16 protein-coding genes are annotated in these 19378 nt (G+C 69.1%); 5 read left to right on the forward strand and 11 right to left on the reverse strand.

Going from position 1 to position 19378, the window contains the following annotated elements:
- Window positions 1–5: 5 nt before the first annotated feature.
- The 4 genes from test1122_RS24465 to test1122_RS24480 all read right to left on the reverse strand — a co-directional run bounded on the left by test1122_RS24465 (window position 6) and on the right by test1122_RS24480 (window position 4895).
- Window positions 6–1694: a hydantoinase B/oxoprolinase family protein gene (locus tag test1122_RS24465; RefSeq protein WP_232271331.1), complete on the reverse strand. Its 1689-nt coding sequence runs from the start codon at window positions 1692–1694 to the stop codon at window positions 6–8.
- Window positions 1691–3733, reverse strand: coding sequence for a hydantoinase/oxoprolinase family protein (locus test1122_RS24470; protein WP_232271332.1), 2043 nt, complete (start codon window positions 3731–3733; stop codon window positions 1691–1693). Before test1122_RS24470 ends, test1122_RS24465 begins: the two co-directional genes overlap by 4 nt.
- A gap of 141 nt (window positions 3734–3874) precedes the next feature.
- Window positions 3875–4618 (reverse strand): Mut7-C ubiquitin/RNAse domain-containing protein, encoded by a 744-nt coding sequence (locus tag test1122_RS24475; RefSeq protein WP_232271333.1) that lies wholly within the window; start codon window positions 4616–4618, stop codon window positions 3875–3877.
- On the reverse strand, window positions 4611–4895 hold the full coding sequence (locus test1122_RS24480; protein ID WP_232271334.1) for an acylphosphatase: 285 nt from the start codon (window positions 4893–4895) through the stop codon (window positions 4611–4613). Before test1122_RS24480 ends, test1122_RS24475 begins: the two co-directional genes overlap by 8 nt.
- Window positions 4896–5278: 383 nt before the next feature.
- Between test1122_RS24480 and test1122_RS24485 the strand changes: the two genes are divergently transcribed.
- The 5 genes from test1122_RS24485 to test1122_RS24505 are packed head-to-tail and all read left to right on the forward strand — an operon-like array spanning window position 5279 to window position 8799.
- Window positions 5279–6007, forward strand: a complete 729-nt coding sequence (locus test1122_RS24485; protein WP_232271335.1) for a type 2 periplasmic-binding domain-containing protein — start codon at window positions 5279–5281, stop codon at window positions 6005–6007.
- On the forward strand, window positions 6004–7263 hold the full coding sequence (locus test1122_RS24490) for a DUF6421 family protein (RefSeq protein WP_232271336.1): 1260 nt from the start codon (window positions 6004–6006) through the stop codon (window positions 7261–7263). Before test1122_RS24485 ends, test1122_RS24490 begins: the two co-directional genes overlap by 4 nt.
- Window positions 7264–7308: 45 nt before the next feature.
- The gene (locus test1122_RS24495) at window positions 7309–7734 is read left to right on the forward strand and encodes a nuclear transport factor 2 family protein (RefSeq protein WP_232271337.1); all 426 of its coding nucleotides are present in this window, start codon (window positions 7309–7311) and stop codon (window positions 7732–7734) included.
- A 43-nt stretch (window positions 7735–7777) separates the two neighbouring features.
- Window positions 7778–8485: an AzlC family ABC transporter permease gene (locus tag test1122_RS24500; RefSeq protein ID WP_232271338.1), complete on the forward strand. Its 708-nt coding sequence runs from the start codon at window positions 7778–7780 to the stop codon at window positions 8483–8485.
- Window positions 8482–8799 carry an AzlD domain-containing protein gene (locus test1122_RS24505; RefSeq protein WP_232271339.1) on the forward strand — a complete coding sequence of 106 codons (318 nt, stop codon included), beginning with the start codon at window positions 8482–8484 and terminating at the stop codon, window positions 8797–8799. The genes test1122_RS24500 and test1122_RS24505 overlap by 4 nt, the downstream gene beginning before the upstream one ends.
- On the opposite strand, the gene test1122_RS24510 is transcribed toward test1122_RS24505, so the two are convergent.
- From test1122_RS24510 to test1122_RS24540, 7 genes are all read right to left on the reverse strand, one after another.
- Window positions 8796–12083, reverse strand: a complete 3288-nt coding sequence (locus test1122_RS24510) for an AfsR/SARP family transcriptional regulator (protein ID WP_232271340.1) — start codon at window positions 12081–12083, stop codon at window positions 8796–8798. The two genes, test1122_RS24505 and test1122_RS24510, sit on opposite strands and share 4 nt — an antisense overlap.
- 205 nt (window positions 12084–12288) lie before the next feature.
- Window positions 12289–12609: a nuclear transport factor 2 family protein gene (locus test1122_RS24515; protein ID WP_232271341.1), complete on the reverse strand. Its 321-nt coding sequence runs from the start codon at window positions 12607–12609 to the stop codon at window positions 12289–12291.
- A gap of 2 nt (window positions 12610–12611) precedes the next feature.
- Window positions 12612–13034 carry a nuclear transport factor 2 family protein gene (locus test1122_RS24520; RefSeq protein WP_232271342.1) on the reverse strand — a complete coding sequence of 141 codons (423 nt, stop codon included), beginning with the start codon at window positions 13032–13034 and terminating at the stop codon, window positions 12612–12614.
- 16 nt (window positions 13035–13050) lie between these two features.
- The gene (locus test1122_RS24525; RefSeq protein WP_232271343.1) at window positions 13051–13545 is read right to left on the reverse strand and encodes a hypothetical protein; all 495 of its coding nucleotides are present in this window, start codon (window positions 13543–13545) and stop codon (window positions 13051–13053) included.
- Between the two features lie 49 nt (window positions 13546–13594).
- The gene (locus test1122_RS24530) at window positions 13595–14491 is read right to left on the reverse strand and encodes a ribokinase (RefSeq protein WP_232271344.1); all 897 of its coding nucleotides are present in this window, start codon (window positions 14489–14491) and stop codon (window positions 13595–13597) included.
- Window positions 14492–14505: 14 nt separating this feature from the next.
- On the reverse strand, window positions 14506–15825 hold the full coding sequence (gad, locus tag test1122_RS24535; protein WP_232272063.1) for a glutamate decarboxylase: 1320 nt from the start codon (window positions 15823–15825) through the stop codon (window positions 14506–14508).
- Between the two features lie 170 nt (window positions 15826–15995).
- The gene (locus tag test1122_RS24540; RefSeq protein ID WP_232272064.1) at window positions 15996–19166 is read right to left on the reverse strand and encodes an amidohydrolase family protein; all 3171 of its coding nucleotides are present in this window, start codon (window positions 19164–19166) and stop codon (window positions 15996–15998) included.
- Window positions 19167–19378 lie beyond the last annotated feature (212 nt).

A 19378-nucleotide genomic window follows, 5' to 3' on the forward strand; every position in this document is an offset into this window, starting at 1 on the left:
CCGGATCAGGAGAGGGGGGTCACCTCGATACCGTGCACGGTCTCCGCCCGTCGGGCGGAGATATGGCCATCGTGCACATCGGTCCGTACGGACGCGGGGTCGCGCCGTTCTGGTTCGCCGTATCCGCCGCCTCCGCCGGACATACAGCGCACCACATCGCCGGCCCGCAGCGGCAGACCGTTGCACTTGAGCATGCGCCGTTCGTCGGGGCGGCCCGGATTGATCACCACCTCGGGAGGTGTCGCGTCATGGCCGCCGGACAGACCCCACGCCGGGGTCACCGAGCGCTCAAACCAGAGCGAGACCGTGCAGTCGTGCAGGGCCTCATACTCACGGATGACACCATTGCCGCCGCGCCACTGCCCCGCACCGCCCGAGTCCGGGCGGATTCCGTAGTGGGTGACACGGAACGGGAAACGGGCCTCGACCACCTCGATCGGGATGTCCTTCAGCGAGCCGTTCACATTGTTGATCAGCGCGTCCTGGCCGTCCGATCCCCGCCAGGCACCCCAGCCGCCCAGGGTGGCCTCCAGGCTGACGTACTCACGGCCCGTGCGTGGATCGGTCCCGGCGAACATCACCACCATGGAATCGCCATGACTCGCCGCCGCCACCTTGTCCGGCAGGGCCGGAGCCAGCGCCTTGGCCACCAAGTCGATCAGCAGCCCCAGATGGGAGAAGTACCACTGACAGGCCGCCGGTGGCTGCGCCCCGAACACCGAGCCCTCACGCACCCGGACCGTCAACGGCCGGAAGGAGCCGCCATTGCCGGGGATGTCCGGGCTCACCAGCAGCTTGTAGCCGACCCGGCAGGCGGAGATCGCCTGTGCGACACCGCAGTTGACCGGCCCGGCCGTCTGGTCGGCTGACTCGGTGATGTCGAACTCGATGTCATCACCGGATACCGTGATCCGCAGCCTGACCGGGATGGGCGTGCCCAGATCGATGCCATCGTTGTCCAGAAAGCCTTCCGCGCTGTACACCCCGTCCGGTATGGCCCCGATGACCTCCCGTTCCAGCCGCTCCGTCTGCCGGAAGATCTCATCACGAGCCGCACGTACGGTGTCCAGACCGAACCGGCGGACGATCTCCTCCAGCCTGACCTGCCCCATCTTGATCGTGGCGATCATGGCATTCATATCGCCGGTGGTGGGGTAGGGGAAGCGGACGTTGGTGGCGATCGTGTCTATCACGCCAGCGACATCCTGGCCCCCCTCGACGAGCTTCTGCGGGCCCATGCGCAGGCCCTCCTGGAAGATGTTCACGGAGTCCATCGACCCGCCGGGGTCCTTGGAGCCGACATCGATCCAATGCGCCCGGGTGGCGGTGAAGCCCGCCAGCTCACCGTCGGCGAAGACCGGACCGAAGATCGTCACATCGTTGAGGTGGGTGCCGCCCAGATAGCTGTCGTTGAGAATCCACACATCGCCCGGCTGCCAGATCTCGCGCCCATAGCGTTCCTCGGTGGCCTTGGTGCAGCTCTCCAGATTGCCCAGAAAGATCGGCAACCCCGCGGACTGGCCCAGGACTTGGTGCTCGTCATCGAGCAGGGCCACCACACAGTCACCGCACTCATAGATGATGGGCGTATACGCCGACCGCATCAGCGTGGCGTTCATATCGTCGGCCGCCGAGGCGACCGCGTTCCGGATGATTTCCACGGTGACGGGGTCAACCGTCTGCGGGATCGTCACTGCCCCTCCTCGCGCACGACAAGAGAACCGAAGGAATCCATGGAGACGCCGTAGCCCGGCGGCACCACGGTGGTGGCCGTGGGCTCAAGGACAACCGTGGGACCGGCGAATTCATGGCCCTGGCAGAGATCGTCCCGGGACACGAAGCGGGTGTCGTGCCGCTCGCCGCCAAAGACCACGGGCCGCAGCTGGTACGGGAACACCGAATCCGGCGCGGCCGGTACCGTCTCCGCCGGGGCGCGGCCGAGATCACCGAACGCGGTGGTGCGCAGCGTGACGAACTCAATGGGAGCGCCGAGATTGGCGTGCCCGTAGCGGCTTTCGTGCAGCTGGGCGAAGCGCTTGGCGATGATCTCCACAAAGTCCGGCGACCGTGGCTCCGCCGCGTCGGTTACCGGGACGGTCAGGGTGTACTCCTGGGCCGCGTACCGGATATCGGCGTAGGCCTCGGTACGGCGGCTGGCCGGTGGCACACCCTCGCTGTCCAGTGAGCGCAGCCCCTGCTCGGCTGAGGCCCTGAGCCGCCGGGCCATGTCCTCGCCATCGAGATCGGCGTCCAGCCGGAAGTAAGGCTCGGCGAAATCCTTGCGGATTTCGGTCTCCAGCATGCCCCACGCGGAGAACGCCCCGGGAAAGCGCGGCACGACGACCTCGGAGATGCCCAGCTCACGGGCGAGGAAAACGCTGTGCATCGGACCCGCGCCGCCGAAGGCCACCAGCGTGAACTCCCGTGGCTCAATGCCCCGGGAGACCGTGATGGTGCGGATGGCCTGCGCCATCTTGGCGTTGGCGACATCGCAGATGCCCTCGGCCATGGCCAGGGTGTCCAGACCCAGCTCACGCCCGATTCCGGCGATGGCGTGCTCTGCCTGGCCGGTGTGCAGGGCCAGCTGGCCGCTGGCGAAGCCCTTGTGGTCAATCCGTCCGAGGACCAGATTGGCGTCGGTCACGGTGGGGCGGCTGCCGCCCCGGCCGTAGCAGGCAGGACCGGGGCTGGCGCCGGCCGACTGTGGCCCCACCCGGAGGCCGCCGGCCTCCGCCCAGGCGATGGAGCCGCCGCCGGCACCGATGGTATGGATGTTGACCACGCTCATCAGCAGAGGCAGGCCCTCCAGCCGTGCCTCCGAGGAGACATCGGGCTGACCGTCCACGACCAGTGAGACATCGAAGGAAGTGCCGCCCATGTCCATACAGATGAGGTTGGGCCGGTTGAGCAGCTCGGCGAGCGCGACGCCCCCCATGGTGCCGCCGACCGGGCCCGACAGCAGTGTCTGTAACGGGCGGCGGCGTGCTGACTCCGCGGTGATGATCCCGCCGGAGGACTGCATGACATGCAGCGGGACAGCGACGTCCCGGGCGGCGAGGGTGCCGGTGAGCCCGGAGAGATAGCGGCGGATCACCGGTCCGATATACGCCTCGACCACGGCGGAGGAGGTACGTTCGTACTCTCGCCACTCATTGGCCGCCTCATGCGAGAGCGAGATCGTGACCTCGGGTCCGAGCTCTTCCAGCAGGATTTCCCGCGTCCGTACCTCATGCGCCGGATTCGCGTGGCTGAAGAGATAGGCGACGGCGATCGCGGCGAAGTCCTCCTCCTGGAACCGGCGCGCCGCCGCACGGACCGCCGCTTCATCCAGCGGCTCCGTCTCCACACCCGCGGAGTCGAGCCGGCCGCGCACCCGGACGATATCGCGCAGCGGCAGCAGGGGCTCGGGCTTGCGGTAGTGCAGATCATAAAGGCGGGTACGTGGACCGCGGGCGATGTGATACGTATCGGCGGCCCCGTCGGTGGCCAGCAACAGCACCCGGACACCGCGCCGTTGCAGAAACGCGTTCAGCCCCTGAGTGGTGCCGTGCACCAGGAATCCGATGTCACGAGGTGAGTCGACCACCGCCCCAAGCGCCGAGATCACCCCTTCGGTGAGATCATCAGGCGTGGTCGACGCCTTGTCCGCGCTATAGCGACCGGTCTGCTCGTCGTAGGCCACGACATCGGTGAAGGTGCCCCCGATGTCCATGGAAACGCGCAACCGACTCATCAACGCCCCCCTGCTGTGCGGTAGATGACGGCGTACTGGAATCAGGGCTCAGGCTAAGCGAGACCACGAACACATGTGCTGTGCACGGTGCACATGCTTGCCCTGTGCTGGAAGGCGAAACGCCCAGGCGTGCTCGTGCCCTCACCGCCGAGCGGAGGTGGCCTGTGCTACGGCATGCGTGGCCCCGGCCACCAGTGCCTCCAGCCGACCGCCGTGTGCGCCACGCCAGTAGACGCGGCCACAGGCCGGACAACGGGTGAAGGCGTTGTAGGTGCGACGGGTGCCCGCCTCGAGCAGATGCTCGACCTCGGCCTTGTCGGCGGGGGAGAGCACCCCGTTGCACGCCATACATCGGGTCCATGGCGTCAGCGTTGGCGCGAAGCGGTCAAGAACGTCGGTGAGCTGGTCGTCCGGACGCGCGCCGCGGACATACGCGCCGAACCACAGCAGCCTGCGCATCAGCAGGCTGCGGTCCTGGGTCAGCAGCACTCGCCGTTCGGTGTTCGCCCACTCGATCAGGCCGTCATCGTCCAGGTCATTGCGGTAGCCGGTGTCCAGACCGACCAGCCGCAGCCGCCGGGCCAGCGCACCGAGGTGGACATCGAGGACAAAGCGCGGAGGCTGGTACGGCAGCTCCTGCGGTCGCCGCACCTCATCGACCTGTACCACCTCGCCTCCGTGCGGCCGGTATGACGCGGTCACCGGTCGGCCGTCGGCGAGGAGACGCCCTACCTCCGGCAGCGGTACCCCGAAGGACTCGACCATATGGCCCAGCGAGGAGGTCCCGTCGTGGGTCACCCGGAGTTCACCGGCCGTGCGATGACGAGCGGCCAGAAAGAGCCGTAGCCCGGCGGCGAAGCGCAGGCTCAGCTCCGGACTAGTCACTCCAGGGAGTGGGGCGGATCTCAAAGCCGGCCAGCCCTTCGGGCTCCTCCGAGTACACCTCCACCTTGTCGACCATGGCCGTCGGCGGGCCGCCATGCGCCCAGGCGACCAGTTCCTCGACTCGTTCCGCGGTGCCCTCGAAGACGGCCTCAACCGAACCGTCCGGAAGATTGCGCACCCAGCCGGTGACCCGGCGCTCGGTGGCAATACGTCGGCAGGTGTCCCGGAAGAACACACCCTGCACATCTCCGGAAACGACGACGCGTCTGCGCGTCATTCCTCCCTCACCTCCGGTCCGGCTCACCGTTCGCCCGCTGGCGGCGGACTCCATCGAAGCACGCACACCAGAGTGAACGAATCAGCCGAGCGGGTGTGTTTCGGACTAACTGGTCCGCTGGCCGCAACCAGAGGTCGCCGTGGCGCCAGTCGCGCCCGTATGGCCCAAGCACCTCGCCATTCTCGTCGGCTTACCGCGCGGGTACGGGCACTCCCCCGGAAGAGCCCGTACCCGGCACGGTGACCACCCCCTGGGGAGCCCCCTGCGGATCAGACTCACAGAGTTGAGTAAAAGATGCGTTGAACCCGCGTTGACCAGGCAGCCGCCGTGGTGATCGACTTCCACCGGCAAGAGTTGGCATCCGGGATGCGGACGGTTGTCCGGTGAACCTCGACAGCCGGCACACCACGACGGTAATGTGTGCCGTGACCATCTTTGCGGAAATTCCTGCTGAAAAAACACTCAACTCGTCATTGACGCTCGCCATTGACCCAGGCGAGACGCGGCCGCCAGGGGGAGATATGTCAGTCGATGTAGTGCCCGAAGAGTGCTCCGAATACCCCTTAGTCGGCGGAATACGCTACCTGCACACCCTTGGGCCTCCCGGTACTAACCTGGAGGCCGCATCCCATTTATGGCTGCGCCGTCGCGGACTGGCGGATGAGGGAGCGGATGAGGAAAGGGTGTTTCTGCACCCGTCGCTGGAGTCCGCGATGGAGACCGTGCCGCGGACCGGCGAGCACGCCCTGGTCGCCTGTGCTGTCTACCCCCGCCTGCATACACTGGTATTCAGTAATCTGCGGACCTGCCGGATGGTCGACAGCTTTGTGGCCCCCACACACGCCATGGTGCTGGCGGCAACACCCGCCGCCCCCAGCGCACTTCGCACGGTGGCCTCGCATCCAGCCCCCGTTGGCCTGGTACCACCGGAATCCGAACCGCGTATGGCCCTCAGTAACTCACAGGCGGCCATCGACTGCGCCAGCGGGAAGGCCGACGGCTGTATTACCACGGTCGTGGCGGCCCAAGCTCATGGCCTGCGCGTCATGGAGAACTTCGGTCCCATACCGATGGTTTACACCGTCCATCATCTGCTGGCGGCCACTCGATGAGCGATCGGCGTGGCACCAGGGACGCTGTGCTGGCGGAGGCGGCAGACCTCACCCGCACTCTGCTTCCGCAGATCAATGACTTCCGGCTGCGCCAGCGCGACGACGGCACCGTTGCCGACCCCAGCGGCCAGGATGTCCAGTCGCTTCGCACCCTCAGCCGGGAGGCCGCACGCTGGTACCACCGCCATGGGCGGACCGGCCAGGCCGACGCGCTCGTGGCGGACGCGGAGGACTGGCTGAGCGCGGGACTCGACACCCCACCGCACTTCGCCCGCTCCAGGGACGCCCTGACCGCACCGGCCGACGGCGACTGGGCGGCCCTGCTGGCCCCCATCCTGACCACCAACAGCGCACCACCGGTCGGCAAGCGGCTGGAGTTCTTCCTGGCGCGGCGCCAGGAACCCGACGCACTCGGCCGGTTGGCCACACGATTCCCGCATCCCAAGAACAACTGCCAGGCGACCGTCCTGCTGGCCGGGAGTGAAGGATTCACCCGGGGCAACTGCATCGTCTTCTTTCCGGAAAATGTAGCGGCTCATGACAGGGTGCGCTCGCAGGCGTACGCAATCTTCTTCTTCAGCAAGTTCCGCAAGATCCATGAGACATTCGCGGTGCCAGCCGCGGAGTCCGTACTCACGGCCGACTCGATGCCGCGTTCCTCCAGCGGAATGGCACCCGGCACCTGCTATCAGGCCCGCTCGATATGGGGCTATCTGCACGACTACTTTCACCATCAGGGGCGGTGGCCCCTGGACCGGCACCTCAAGCTGAAGACCAACTGGTTCGTCGGTCTGCTGGAAGAGACCAAAGTGGACGCTCAAACGGTGCTCGCCTGCCGGGAGAACGGTATCCCATACGCCCAGGAGCAGATAGATATGATCCTTCTGGAGCGTATCTTCCGGTATCCGCTCGCTGATGACGCCGTGCGCAACTTCGACTCCGGTACGGGTGTCTTTCTGTTCTCCTGGCTGCGTGCACATGGCGTACTCACCGACCAGAGCGGCAGCTTGCGGCTGCGCCGGGACCGCGTCTTCCACGGGCTGCGCGAACTGGTCGCCGCCATCGAGGACATGGAAGCGGGCGTGACGACTCCCGGGGAGTACCGGGCCGCCGCCAGAGCCTTCGTGCGACGCTTTCTGCCGGAAGGGAAGCCAGGGGACCGGTACGGCTTCACGGATGACCAGCTCATTCTGCTCCGGGCACGCGGAGATCTGGCCTCCCTCCCCACACTCGGCTTTGGACTGGCAGAGCTGTAAGAACGGTTGAAAGGGCGATATGGAAGGGCGATATGAGAGGGCGAGATGAACAGAGCTGACATGGAAGCAGCCGTACGTCTGTACTTCCAGGCGTGCAACAAGGTGGACCGCGATATGTTCGCCCAGTGCCTCTCCGAAGAGGTCGTGCACTATCTGGCGACCGGTATGCACGGACCGATCCATGGCATCGACCCGGTGGTGGAGCGCTGGGGAGCGGACGTACAGGCCAACTCCTCCTACTGGACCGTTGACGCCGTATACGCGGACGAGCAGACGCGGACGGCGATGTGCGAGTGGACCGGCGTCAAGCCCGGACTCGGCAAGGTGCTGCGGGGGGCGGAGGTGTACCGCTTCGACGACTCGGGACTGATCGACGAGGTCCGTATCTACTACGCCTCGCGCCGGGACGAGACCATCGCGGCCAATGAGCTGGAGGGATTTCCCTACGCCGAGCGAGGGTTCACCGCGTGACCGGACAGCTGGCGGTGACCGCGGCCACCCGGAGCAAGGCCCTGTGAACGCCGCCGGACCCGCTGGCGGGCCGCCGAACCATAACCGGGCGGCCCGCCGTGCCGCCTACACCACAGGAGCGAGGGCGGCACTGCCGTTCACCGTAGCGATCTTCGCCTTCGGTATCTCCTTTGGAGTCCTGGCCAAAGGAGCGGGTTTCTCCGCGCTCGCCGCCGGCACGATGTCCGGCCTTGTCTTCGTGGGCTCCTCCCAGTTCGCCGCGGTCTCGGTCATCATCAACGGCGGCGGCTGGGCGGCGGCCGCCGTCGCCGGGACCCTGCTCAACCTGCGGTATCTGGTGATGGGCTTCGCGATCCTGCCCGCCCTGCGCGGCGGACGGGCCCGGCGCGCGGTCGAGTCCCAGCTGGTGATCGAGGAGTCCTGGGCCATCGCCAGCGAAGCCGATGGACGCTTCGACCGCGTACGCCTGCTGTCCTCTGGCGCGGTGCTCTGGCTCGGCTGGGTCGCGGGCACCGCGCTGGGGGCTGCTGGCCCGTTCAGCGCGGTGGACATTCACCGCTACGGCCTGGACGCGGTCTCCCCGGTGCTCTTCTTTCTCCTTCTCGCCCCGCACCTGGACACCCGCCGCCGGCAGACGGCTGCCGGGGCCGCGGTCGTGTGCGCCCTGGCGCTCACCGGTCTTGGCGCGCCCGACAGCGCCATCGCGCTGGCCTGCCTGATCGCCCTCGTCTGGACCTGGAGAGCACGATGAACAACGAGCCCTGGCTCATCGTCGGAGCCCTCGTGGCGACCACGTTTCTGCTCAAGGGGGCCGGCGCGCTGCTCATGGGTGACCGGGAACTGCCCGGCTGGTTTCCGCGCTTTGTGGAGTATCTGACCCCGGCTCTCCTCGCCGTCCTGGTCATCACCCAACTGGTCGGTTCCCCGGACTCCGCGGGCATGACCTTCGACGCCCGCCTTGCCGGCTTCGCCGCCGCGGTGGCCGCGTGGCGGCTCAAGGCCCCGGTCCCCGTCGTCGTCCTGATAGCGGCAGCGGCCACAGCGACCGCCCGCGCCCTCGCTTAGCCAGCCTGTGCGTACAGCGCGGGGACGCCCATGCTCTTGTAGAGGCCGGCGGCTTCGCGCCGGTAACGCTGCGCCGTCCGGGTGTCGTTTCTGGCCTTGAGTACTTCACCGGCGGTCTCCAGGGCACGGGCCAGGCCGAGTCGGTAGCCGGTGGTCCGGTGAAGGGCCAGGGCTGGTTCGACGGCTTCCATCGCCTTGTTGTGGTGGCCGAGCGCGAGTTGCACACCGGCGAGTCCGGTCAGCGCCTCGCCCTCGGCGACGGGCAGACCCGTCTGCCGGGCGATGGCCAGGGAGGTGCGGGTGTGGTGCAGCGCGTGGCGGTGCTGCCCCTGGTGTCTGTGTACGGCGGCCAGTCCGCCGTGCGCGGCCGCTTCGGCTCTGCGGCAGTTGGCCTTGGTGGCCAGGTCCAGCGCGCGGCGATGGTGGCTCAGCGCACCGGGTAGGTCGTCGAGGCGCAGCAGGACGGTCCCGAGCGTGTTGAGGGCATCGACTTCGATGAGCCGGCGGTGTGTCCGGTGGGTGGTGTTCAGGGCGTCTGTCGCGTGTTTGAGCGCCAGCCGGGGGTCGCCGGTGTCCCGGCAGACCATGGCCAGGCAGCACAGGGCGCCCTCCCCGGCGTAGGTGCCCAGCAGCTGGTTGTCCACCGTGAGTGCCTGGGTGAGATGCTCGGTGGCGTCCTCGAACCGGCCCAGCCCATGCTGGGCGGCACCGAGTCCGTACAGCGGGAGGATCGCCGCGTGCGGATCGTCGGACCGCTGCCCGGCATCCCGGGCCAGGGTGAAGTGCTCACGCGCCTCGCCGAACCGGCCTTGGTCAAGGCAGACAAAGCCCAGCAGGGCGAGGGCCCAGGCCGTACCGGCGGGGTCATCCGTACGCCGGTAGACGTCCCGGGCCTGAAGGGCGTACGCCCGGGCGAGCTCCAGGCTTCCCTTCTCCCGGTTCGCCGCGGTGAGACCGAGGAGCGCGCCACCCCTTTCCGGGGAGAGCCCGGCCTCGCCGTACAGCGACTCGGCCCGTGCGCTGTGCCATACGGCCTCGTCGTGCTGGGCCAGTTCCCAGTGGACGTATCCCAGGCTCCAGTGCATGGCCGCCCGCCCGTAGAGGTCCTGGCCGGCGTCGGCCGCCCGAAGCCCGGCCCGTGCCGCGCCCAGCCAGTCGGCACGCTGCCCGTGCGCCATCAAGTGGCCATGCAGCGCGAGCGCCAGCTGCCAGGCGAACCGGTACGGGCCATGCTCGGCGGCGTGCTCAATACACACGAGCAGATTGCCCCGCTCGGTGTTCAGCCAGGCCGCGGCGTCGGAGCGCTCGGCGAAGGCCAGCGGGGCCGCCACGGAACCCGCCGAGTCCTGCTCGGGCACGGCATACCACGAGTAGAACGCCCCGTAGAGACGGTGTGCTGCGCGGTCGGCGGTGGACAGATACCAGGCGAACAGCCGCCGAACGGCGTCCTCGCGTTCCTCGCGGCTGTCCTCCTGCCCGGCTCGTTCCCTGGCGTACAGCCGCAGCAGGTCATGGCAGTGGAACCGGTCCGGCTGGTGGTTGTCCAGCAGGCTCCTGGACACCAGGTGATCCAGCGTCCGGGCGGTTTCGGCTTCCGGGCGCCCAGCGAGCGCCGCGATGGCGCGCAGGGACAGATCGTGGGCGGGCGCCAGGCCCAGCAGCCGGAAGAGCCCCCGCTGCACCGCTGGCAGGGCACGGTAGGACAGATCCAACGCGGCCCGGACGGCCGTCTCCTGGTCACCCTCCACCGTGAGCTTGGCGAGCCGGTTCCCCTCGCGCAGATCGCGGACCATATCGGCGATACGCCGGAAGCGGCCGCCGATGAGGTTCGCGGCGGTGACCCGTACCGCGAGGGCGAGATGGCCGCACAGCCGCACCAGCTCCGCGGCGGCTTCCGGCTCGTCCCGCACCCGGTCCGCGCCGACGATCCGGGCGAGCAGGGCGAGGGCCTCCTCCGGGCTGAACACATCCAGACCGATACGGTGGGCGTCGTGAAACGCGGTCAGACCACGTAGGTCATTACGGCTGGTCACGATGGTGAAGCAGGTCGGCGAGCCGGGCAGCAGGGGCCGGACCTGCCCGAGCCCGGCTGCGTTGTCCAGCAGGATCAGCATGTGCTTGTCCGCCAGCATCGACCGGTACAGCGCGGCCTTCTCGTCCGGGCCCTCCGGAAGGTGTGCCGGGGCCACGCCGAGAGCGCGCAGCAACTGGCCCAAAGCCTCATCAACGGTCATCGGCGAGCCGGTGGCGTAACCACGCAGATCGACAAACAGCTGGCCATCGGGGAACCGGTCCGCCACTTGGTGCATCCAGTGCACCGCCAGGGTTGTCTTGCCCACCCCGGCCGTGCCGGAGACGGACGAGATCACCAGCGTCTGTCCGGCTCCCGGAGCCCGCGCGGGCAGCAGTGCGTCCAGCTCCTGCAGATACTCCCGGCGCCCGGTGAAGCTGGCGACGTCGGGCGGAAGCTGACGCGGAACCGCGGGCGGCTCATGGTGCTGGCCGGGCCCCTGCTGGGGCTGGGGCTGGGGCTTGGGCTCAAGCGCCGGGTCGGCGTTGAGGACCTGCTGGTGCAGCCGACGCAGCGGGCGCCCCGGCGCTACGCCCAGCTCCTCGTCGAGAAGCTGGTAGATCTCCCGGTACGCGGCCAGTGCGTCCGCCTGCCGCTCCGATCTGTACAGGGCGAGGATGAGCTGCGACCGCAGCCGCTCGCGCAAGGGGTGCTCACGGACGAGCGTGGCGAGCTCGCCATGGACCTCCTCATGCCGGCCCAGTTCCAGCAGGGCGTCGATACGGTCCTCCTGGGCCACCAGCCGCAGCTCCTCCAGCCGGTTCGCCTCGGCGACAGCGAAGCTCCGGTCGCTCACCCCTTCCAGAGCCGGGCCGTACCAGAGCCCCAGCGCCTGGTCCAGCCGCTCGAGAGCGCCCTGTGGATCTCCGCTGCTGGACGCGCGCCGCGCCTCCTGGGTGAGCCGGACGAACCGCAGCGCGTCGACTTGGGTCTCCTCCAGCCGCAGCGCGTAGCTCGCGTCCTTCCGGCCGCCGACACTGACCAGCACCTCATAGCCGAGCTGCGCCCGCCGTTGCGGTTCCAGCACCCTGCGCAGGTGCAGGATATGGGTACGCAGTGTCGCGGCGGCCCCCTCGGGCGTGGCGCCCTCCCAGATCAGGTCGATCAGCCGGGATCTGCTGATTGCCCGGCCCCGGGCGAGGGCCAGCGCCGCCAGCAGCGCACGCTGCTGCGGCCCGAGACCGATCTGCCGGCCTGCCATCTCGACGGTCACCGGGCCCAGAATGCGTATCTGTACCGTGGCGCAGCTTCCTTCTGCCGAGTCCGCTGCTAACCCAGGAGGGCCGTTCACCCTGCTCCTCTCGTCACCGGCCCCGTGCCCCCAGGCCGAGTCATTGTGGTCTCACCTGACTTCAGCATAAGAACACCCGGCAGAACACCCGGCGCGTTCGGCGGTGCTGGTGCAGGAGATCGGTTGATCAGGCCGGGCCTGTCTCGAAGCGGCTGATCCTCCCGTCGACGACCGTGAACGTCCATGCGGTGTCGATCTCGCCCCATATGTCATTGCGATAGCGGGCGACCAGCGACAGACCGCCGTCGGTCTCCGAGGTGACCTCCATCTGGGCGCGGGAGGTGAAGATTTCCCTCTCTGCCCACTCGGTGAGGTCGTGCTCGACACCGACGTCCGACATGGTCGCGCCATCAGTGAGCACGGCCTTGAACGCCGCCCTGTCCCGGGCGTTGACGGCGTCGACAAAGGCGCGTACCGCATCGTGGGAGAGCTCGTGGGCAGGACGCATGGTTACACCTTCCCTGGTGTGCTGTCGGGTGCCACGGCCTGTGCCAGCGCATAGCTGTCCTCGAAGAGGTGGTAACGCGTAAAGGACCCGTCGGTCACCGTGACATGAGCGGCGAAGGGCGTCGTCAGGGTCCCGCCCGTAGCCTTGACCGTGTCCCGGAGGTGGCCGATTATCACCGCGTCAGCGCCGTCGACCACGATATGCGTCACGGTGAACTCCTCAGGCACCAGGTGCTCGTGGAGCAGCGTGAAGAACTCCATCACCTGGGCACGGGTCGACCGGCGGCCCGTCCACGGCACCGTTGCCGCGCCCGGGGCGTACCAGTCGAGCGTTTCGGCGAAGAGCCCAACGGCGCCTTCCAGGTCTCGCTCACGGAGTCTGCGCAGGTACTCATCAACGGTTGCGCGGGTGGTCTCTTCGGGCATCTCGCTGCTCGCCTTCCTACGTCGGGTACCGGCTGCCACACCTTCTGGCGGGACACCATCTAACGTTGTCCGGCCGTGTTGGCGAAGGCACTTTCACGTCGTGCCGGACCGGGCCGCACGCCTCACTGGGGTGAGGGATGACGACGATCTGGTACTCGTCCTCGTAGACGATCTTTCCTGGATCAGCGGACCGCAGCCGTTCGCATTCCACTCCGTGCGCGGCGAGTATCTCCAGGTAGCCGTCGACGCGATCGAGCAGTGCGCGGGCTGATGACTTGAACCAGGCAGCCGCACCCGGATTCACCGTGTGGTCGTACACCGTGGGATCGACGTGGGCGGGGTTCGGGTAACTGGCGTCGTACCAGTCGTTGTTGGCTCGCCTGAACCGCTCCTGCCCGTCGGTCAGCTTGCCGTCGCGTGCCAGGCCGTTGACCAATACGAAGACCCCGGGAAAGTCACCTCGCTGGTTCCGTCTCGTTCCCTGAAACCTCACGTACAGCGCGTCGCCCATGAGAACTCCTCCGCTGAAGAAGACGAGTTGAGCAGTATCGCAGCCGAGGTCAGCCGTGCCGCGACAGGAAGCGCTCCACCTCGGCGCGGCGGGCCAGCGAGGGCTGGGCACCGGCCCGTGTGGTGCTGATCGCCGCGGCGGCGCAGGCCCAGCGGGCGGCGTGTTCGAGCGTGCGGCCCTCAGCGAGCGCGACGGCGAGCGCGCCGCAGAAGGCATCACCGGCGGCGGTGGTGTCCAGGGGCTGGACCGGGCAGGCGGGGATGTGCAGACGCGCGCTGCCCTCAAGGAGCAGGACCCCGTCACCGCCGAGGGTGACGACCGTCGCACCCGCACCCGTCAATGTACGGGCGGCGGTCACGACTTCGTCGATCGTCCCGGGTACCTCCGTACGGGCGAGGACCGCCAGCTCGGTGCGGTTGGGGACAAGCAGGTCAACGTGGGGCGGCGGAACCGCTCCGGCGACTGCCGGGGCCGGGTTGTAGAGCACGGTGCCCTGGGCGAGCCGTGCGGCCGCGTGGTTGGCGTCGTCCGGGACCTCTTGCTGCAGGACGGTGACCTTGGCCTGCCGTAGCGGATCGGCGACAGCGTCGCAGTCGGCGGCGGCCAGCCGGGCATTGGCCCCTGGGCTGACCACGATGCAGTTCTCACCCGCCGGGTCGACAGTGATCAGCGCGCGGCCGGTCGCAGCCCCCGGTGTGCGCACGATGCGCGTGATGACGCCCTCGCGCCGGACCGCGTCGAGCATGACATCGGCCGCGTCGTCCTCGCCGACCCGGCCCACCAGAGTGACCTCGCCACCGAGCCGGGCGGCGGCGACCGCCTGGTTGGCGCCCTTCCCACCGAAGTGCTGGGTGATGTCGCCGCCGAGTACGGTCTCGCCGGGCACGGGATGGCGTGGCACGGGGACGACGAGATCCAGGTTCAGGCTGCCGACGACTGCGATCACTGGTGTTCCCGTCGTCAGTGGTGGAAGCCGGGCTGTTCGTCCGTGCCCGCGGTGCCGTGGGACAGACGGGTGACGGCGGTGCGGATGTCGTCGGCCAGCAGCATGATCTTGTCGTATCCGATGCCGTGCCGGATGAGGACACGTTGGACGACCGTCTTGTGCCGTTCCGGGGGCAGGGGGTAAGCGGGCACCTGCCAGCCGCGCCGACGCAGCTGGTCGGTGAGGTCGTAGAGGGTGAAGCCGGGGGAGGGACCGGTGAGGGTCCAGGAGACCGCGGGCAGCCCGCCGTGCCCGTCGTACAGCAGAGTGAACGGGCCCGCGGCGGCGATCTCGGCGGCCAGTGCCCGGGCGGTCTTCGTACAGGCCGTATACACCTTGCGGTAGCCCTCGTGACCGAGGCGCAGCAGAGTGAAGTACTGAGCGATGACCTCGCCGCCGGGGCGGGAGAAGTTGAGGGCGAAGGTCGGCATATCGCCGCCCAGATAGTCGACCTTGAAGATCAGCTCCTCGGGCAGCAGTTCCGCTGAGCGCCAGACGACCCAGCCCACACCCAGCGGCGCCATGCCGTACTTGTGGCCTGAGGCGTTGATCGAGGCGACCCGCTCGATACGGAAGTCCCAGCGCAGCCCCGGCTGGAGGAAGGGGGCGATGAAGCCGCCGCTGGCCGCGTCGACGTGGAGGGGGACGCTCACCCCCGTCTCGGCTTCGATGGCGTCCAGCTCAGCGGCGAAGCCGGCCACCGGCTCATAGTCGCAGGTGTAGGTCACGCCGAGGATGGCCACCACACCGATGGTGTTCTCGTCCACATATCCGCGCAGCTGGTGGGGGCGCATTCCGGTGGCGTCCGGCTCCAGGGGCACCTGGCGCAGCTCGACGTCGAAGTAGCGGGCGAACTTCTCCCAGCACACCTGGACCGGGCCGCACACCAGGTTGGGGCGGTCGGCCGGTTGCCCCGCCGCTCGGCGGCGCTGCCGCCAGCGCCACTTCAGCGCCAGTCCAGCGAGCATGCAGGCCTCGCTGGAGCCGGTGGTCGAGCAGCCGGTGGCGGTCTGGCGGGCGGGGGAGTGCCACAGGTCGGCCAGGATGTGGACACAGCGGGACTCGATGGCCGCGGTCTGCGGATACTCATCCTTGTCGATCATGTTCTTGTCGAGGCACTCGTCCATCAGGGTCCGCACCTCGGGCTCGGCCCAGGTGGTGCAGAACGTGGCCAGGTTCTGTGCGGAGTTCCCGTCCAGGGCGAGCTCGTCGTGGATGAGGGCGTAGACCGCACGCGGGTCGGAGGATGACTGGGGCATGCGGTACTTCGGCAGTGACCGCTCGCTGACCGGCATGCTGTAGACATCGTCAAACGGTGTGCCCGGACTACTGGACACGCGATGGAGAGCCACGCCCGTTCCCTTCAGCTGGTCCGCACGTCCCCGTGACGACGCTAGGAAGCAGACCGCGGGAGCGATACCCCGGCGGGGCCGGACGAGTGATCCCGCCCTGGCGCACGGCTGCGTCAGTTCGCCGGGTCACAGCAGGTCTCGCGCCGCAGCTGCCGTCCGACCTCCAGCCACCGCTCCAGCGGCTGGCCGCCCCTGAGCGCATCGTCGGCGGGGAACGACCCCACAAGCTCCGCCTGCTCGAACGGCACTCCGCCGCGCAGCACCGATGCGGTCCGTACGAGCGAGTCGAAGTCCGTGAACGGGTCACCGTCCACGACCGTCAGGTCCGCGAGCTTGCCCGCCTCCAGGGTGCCCAGATCGCGTTCCGCGCCGAACGCCCGGGCCGGCAGCACCGTGGCGGTGCGCAGCGCCTCGGCCGGAGACAGCCCATAGCGGTGCAGTGCGCGCAGCCCGAGGTGGAGGTGCAGTCCCACCGGCACAAGGGGAGCGTCGGTGCCGAGCGCGACGATTCCACCGCCGGACAGAATCCGCCGGTAGATATCGATTTCGGTACGCAGCGTGGCCAGTTCCGCGTCGGCTGGCGGTCGCCCGGCGAGCTCCCGCATCCGTGCGACATCCCAGGGCGGCATCATCCGGGTGACCCGGGGATCCCGCGCGAGCGCGGGGTCGGCACCTACCAGGAACACGGCGGTGAACGGCGTGGCGATGAGGTGGAAGCCGGTGGCGGTGTAGATCTCCGTCACATCCTGGTAGGCGCGGCCGGACGCCGTCGTCGCGTGGCCGTACTCCAGGCGCTGGGTGGCCTGCAGATGCGTGGTGAGGTCGTGTCCGAGCTGCACGCCGGGCGTGCACAGGTGACTGCCGACGCGCACCCCGAGCCGTTCATGCGCGAACCGGGCGGCCTCCGCCATGATCCAGCCCGGGGCGCGTACATACGTCTTGACGACATCCCAGTCGAGTGCGGCGCCCCGCTCCAGTGACCGGTGCAGCCCCGCGCGTGTGCGGTGCGCGCGGCCCATGCTGTAGGCGACACGTGCGCCGTCCAGCATCTCACCGGTCGTCAGCAGCCGGGGCCCGGCCAGTGCGCCCGCCGCGACGGCTTCCCGGATACGGGCCTGTTCGTACGCGAAGCCGCCGAGGGAGACGGCCGTGGTGATGCCGTAGGCGAGCTGCAACGCGGTCTGCCGCCCGCCGTAGGTGTACTGCCAGGGGTGGGTGTGCGCGTCCCACAGGCCGGGAACGACGGTGTGGCCGGAGGCGTCGATACGCCGCTGTGCCGCCCGTCCGGCGCGGTGCGGTTCCACAGCGGTGATCCGTCCGCCGCGCACCAGCACATCGACGTTCTCGCGGACGGTCTCGCCGGTGCCGTCCCAGAGCCTTCCGGCATGGACGACCGTGTCGACGGGCCTCGGCCGCCGGTGGTCCAGCGGGACACGGACCGTACGGGCCCTGCCGCTGGCCACGTCCAGGAGCCGCAGCCGGGCCGCCGAGAGATAGAGGATGGTGCGCGAGTCGGCGGACCAGGAGGGGTGGTCGGCGGGCTCGTCGGTGAGCCTGCGCGGCTCCCCGTCGGGGGTGCCGTCCGGCCGTACCGGCAGCAGCCAGAGCGCGGACTCGGCGATCAGGGCCAGCCAGCGGCCGTCGGGGCTCCATACCGGCCCGGAGTCATAGCGGTCGGAGATCGAGGTGTGTGGCGCGACCGCGTGCAGCCGGGAGGTACCGCTGGCCACCTCGATGACCCGGATGAGGTGGTAACCCTCGCGGAAGCGCTGGTTGAGGCGGTTGCGGTCGCACAGCGCGAGACAGCGGCCATCGGGCGACCAGGTCGGCCGGCCGGGCAGCCCGCCCGCGCCGAGCGGGGCGGCGAGCACGCGCTCCGTTCCCGCGTCGATGTCGCGCACAACCAGGTTTCCCGACATATCGATACAGGCGAGCCGCTTGCCGTCGGCGGAGAGCGCGGGGTGCACCCGGCCGCCGGTGGCGAGCGCGGTTTCCGCACCGGAGGCCAGGTCATGGCGGTATACGGCGTGCAGGCCCGTACGGTCGTCGCAGTACAGCAGCGCGTCCCCGTCGGGCGTCCATACGGGGCCCATCAGATAGCGGGTGGCGCCGGCCCGGGCGACGCGGCGCGGCGCGTGGTTCCCGTCAACGTCGGCGAGCCAGAGGGAGTTGAGGGCGGCGAAGGCCACCTGCCGGCCGTCGGGGGAGAGCGCGGGCAGATGCAGCCCACGTACGGGGCGCACGCCGCCGCCTTCGAAGTCGTACCGCTTGACACGGTAGTGGGGCCGGTCGACCCGGGCGGTGGCCGCGAAGGGGATCTCCTCGCTCACCCGGGGCGCGTCGGCCCGTACGATCCGGAACTGTCCGTCGACGGTGAGCAGAAGCTTCCCGCGCGCGACCCAGCGCGGCGGCACGGGTGCCACATCGCCCTCCACGGGGACCGGCGAACCGTCCACGACCAGGGTGCACGAAGCTTCGGGGAAGGCGGTGGTGCGCAAATAGGCGAGCCGCCCGTCCGGTGCGACCGCGGGCACCATCACCTGGGCCGCGGTGGTCTCCGTGTGCTCCACCCGGACCGGACCGGTGCCGTCGGCCCGTACGGACGCGACGGTTCGGGCCTCAAGGGCCTCCCCGGCCCGCGCCGCGCGGACGAACAGCACGCGTTCGCCGTCCGGCGACCAGGCGGGGTCGAAGTCCTCCCAGTCGCTGTCCTGAAGCGGGCCGTCCTGGCTGGGCAGGCCGGTGATACGGGTCAGGCCCCCGGTCGGCACGTTCAGCACCCACAGGCGGTACGGGCTGCCCGCCACCGGATCGCCCTCACGCTCAGAGGCGAAGGCGATCCGGGTGCCGTCGGGCGACCAGGCGGGGCCACGGTCGTCCCACGGGCCGTCGGTGTGCTGCCGCAGGCCGGTGCCGTCCGGACGCAGGGTCCAGATGTGGAAGGCGCCGTCACGGTAGGCGCAGATGGCGAGCCGCTTTCCATCAGGGGAGAAGACGGGCCGGGTGGGCTCAAGGCCGGGTGCCGTGAGCGGAACGGCGGCACCACCCTTACGGGCGGCCGACCACAGGACGTTCTGTACTTCCGCGATCAGCCGGTCGCCGGAGGGCGAGAGGGTTCCGGCGCCGTTTGTCGCGGCGGTGAAGGAGAGGGAGGAGCGGCGCGCCGACGCGGCAGCCGCTTCGGCCGCTGTGGGCAGGGCCAACGCACCGAGGGCTCCGGTGGCGGCGGCGGTTTCCGCGGTCGCCTGCAGAAATCTGCGCCGGGAGAACACGGGCTCGGGCATATCGGGGATGTCCAACGGTCCTCCTGTAACAGGGGAGTTGCACGGGCGAGGAGAGCTGACCGAGATGCCTGATCGTTGCACTCTACGCAGCAGCGGCGTCAACACCGCCTCGCCACCCCTGGGCTCTGGAGCACCCTCTGCTCCAGAGCCCCACCCCGCACATCTGTCGCACGCTCCTGCAATGGCTTGATCCTGCCTATTCACCTCATGGG

It is taken from the genome of Streptomyces gobiensis (assembly GCF_021216675.1).
In the GTDB taxonomy this organism is placed as follows: domain Bacteria; phylum Actinomycetota; class Actinomycetes; order Streptomycetales; family Streptomycetaceae; genus Streptomyces; species Streptomyces gobiensis.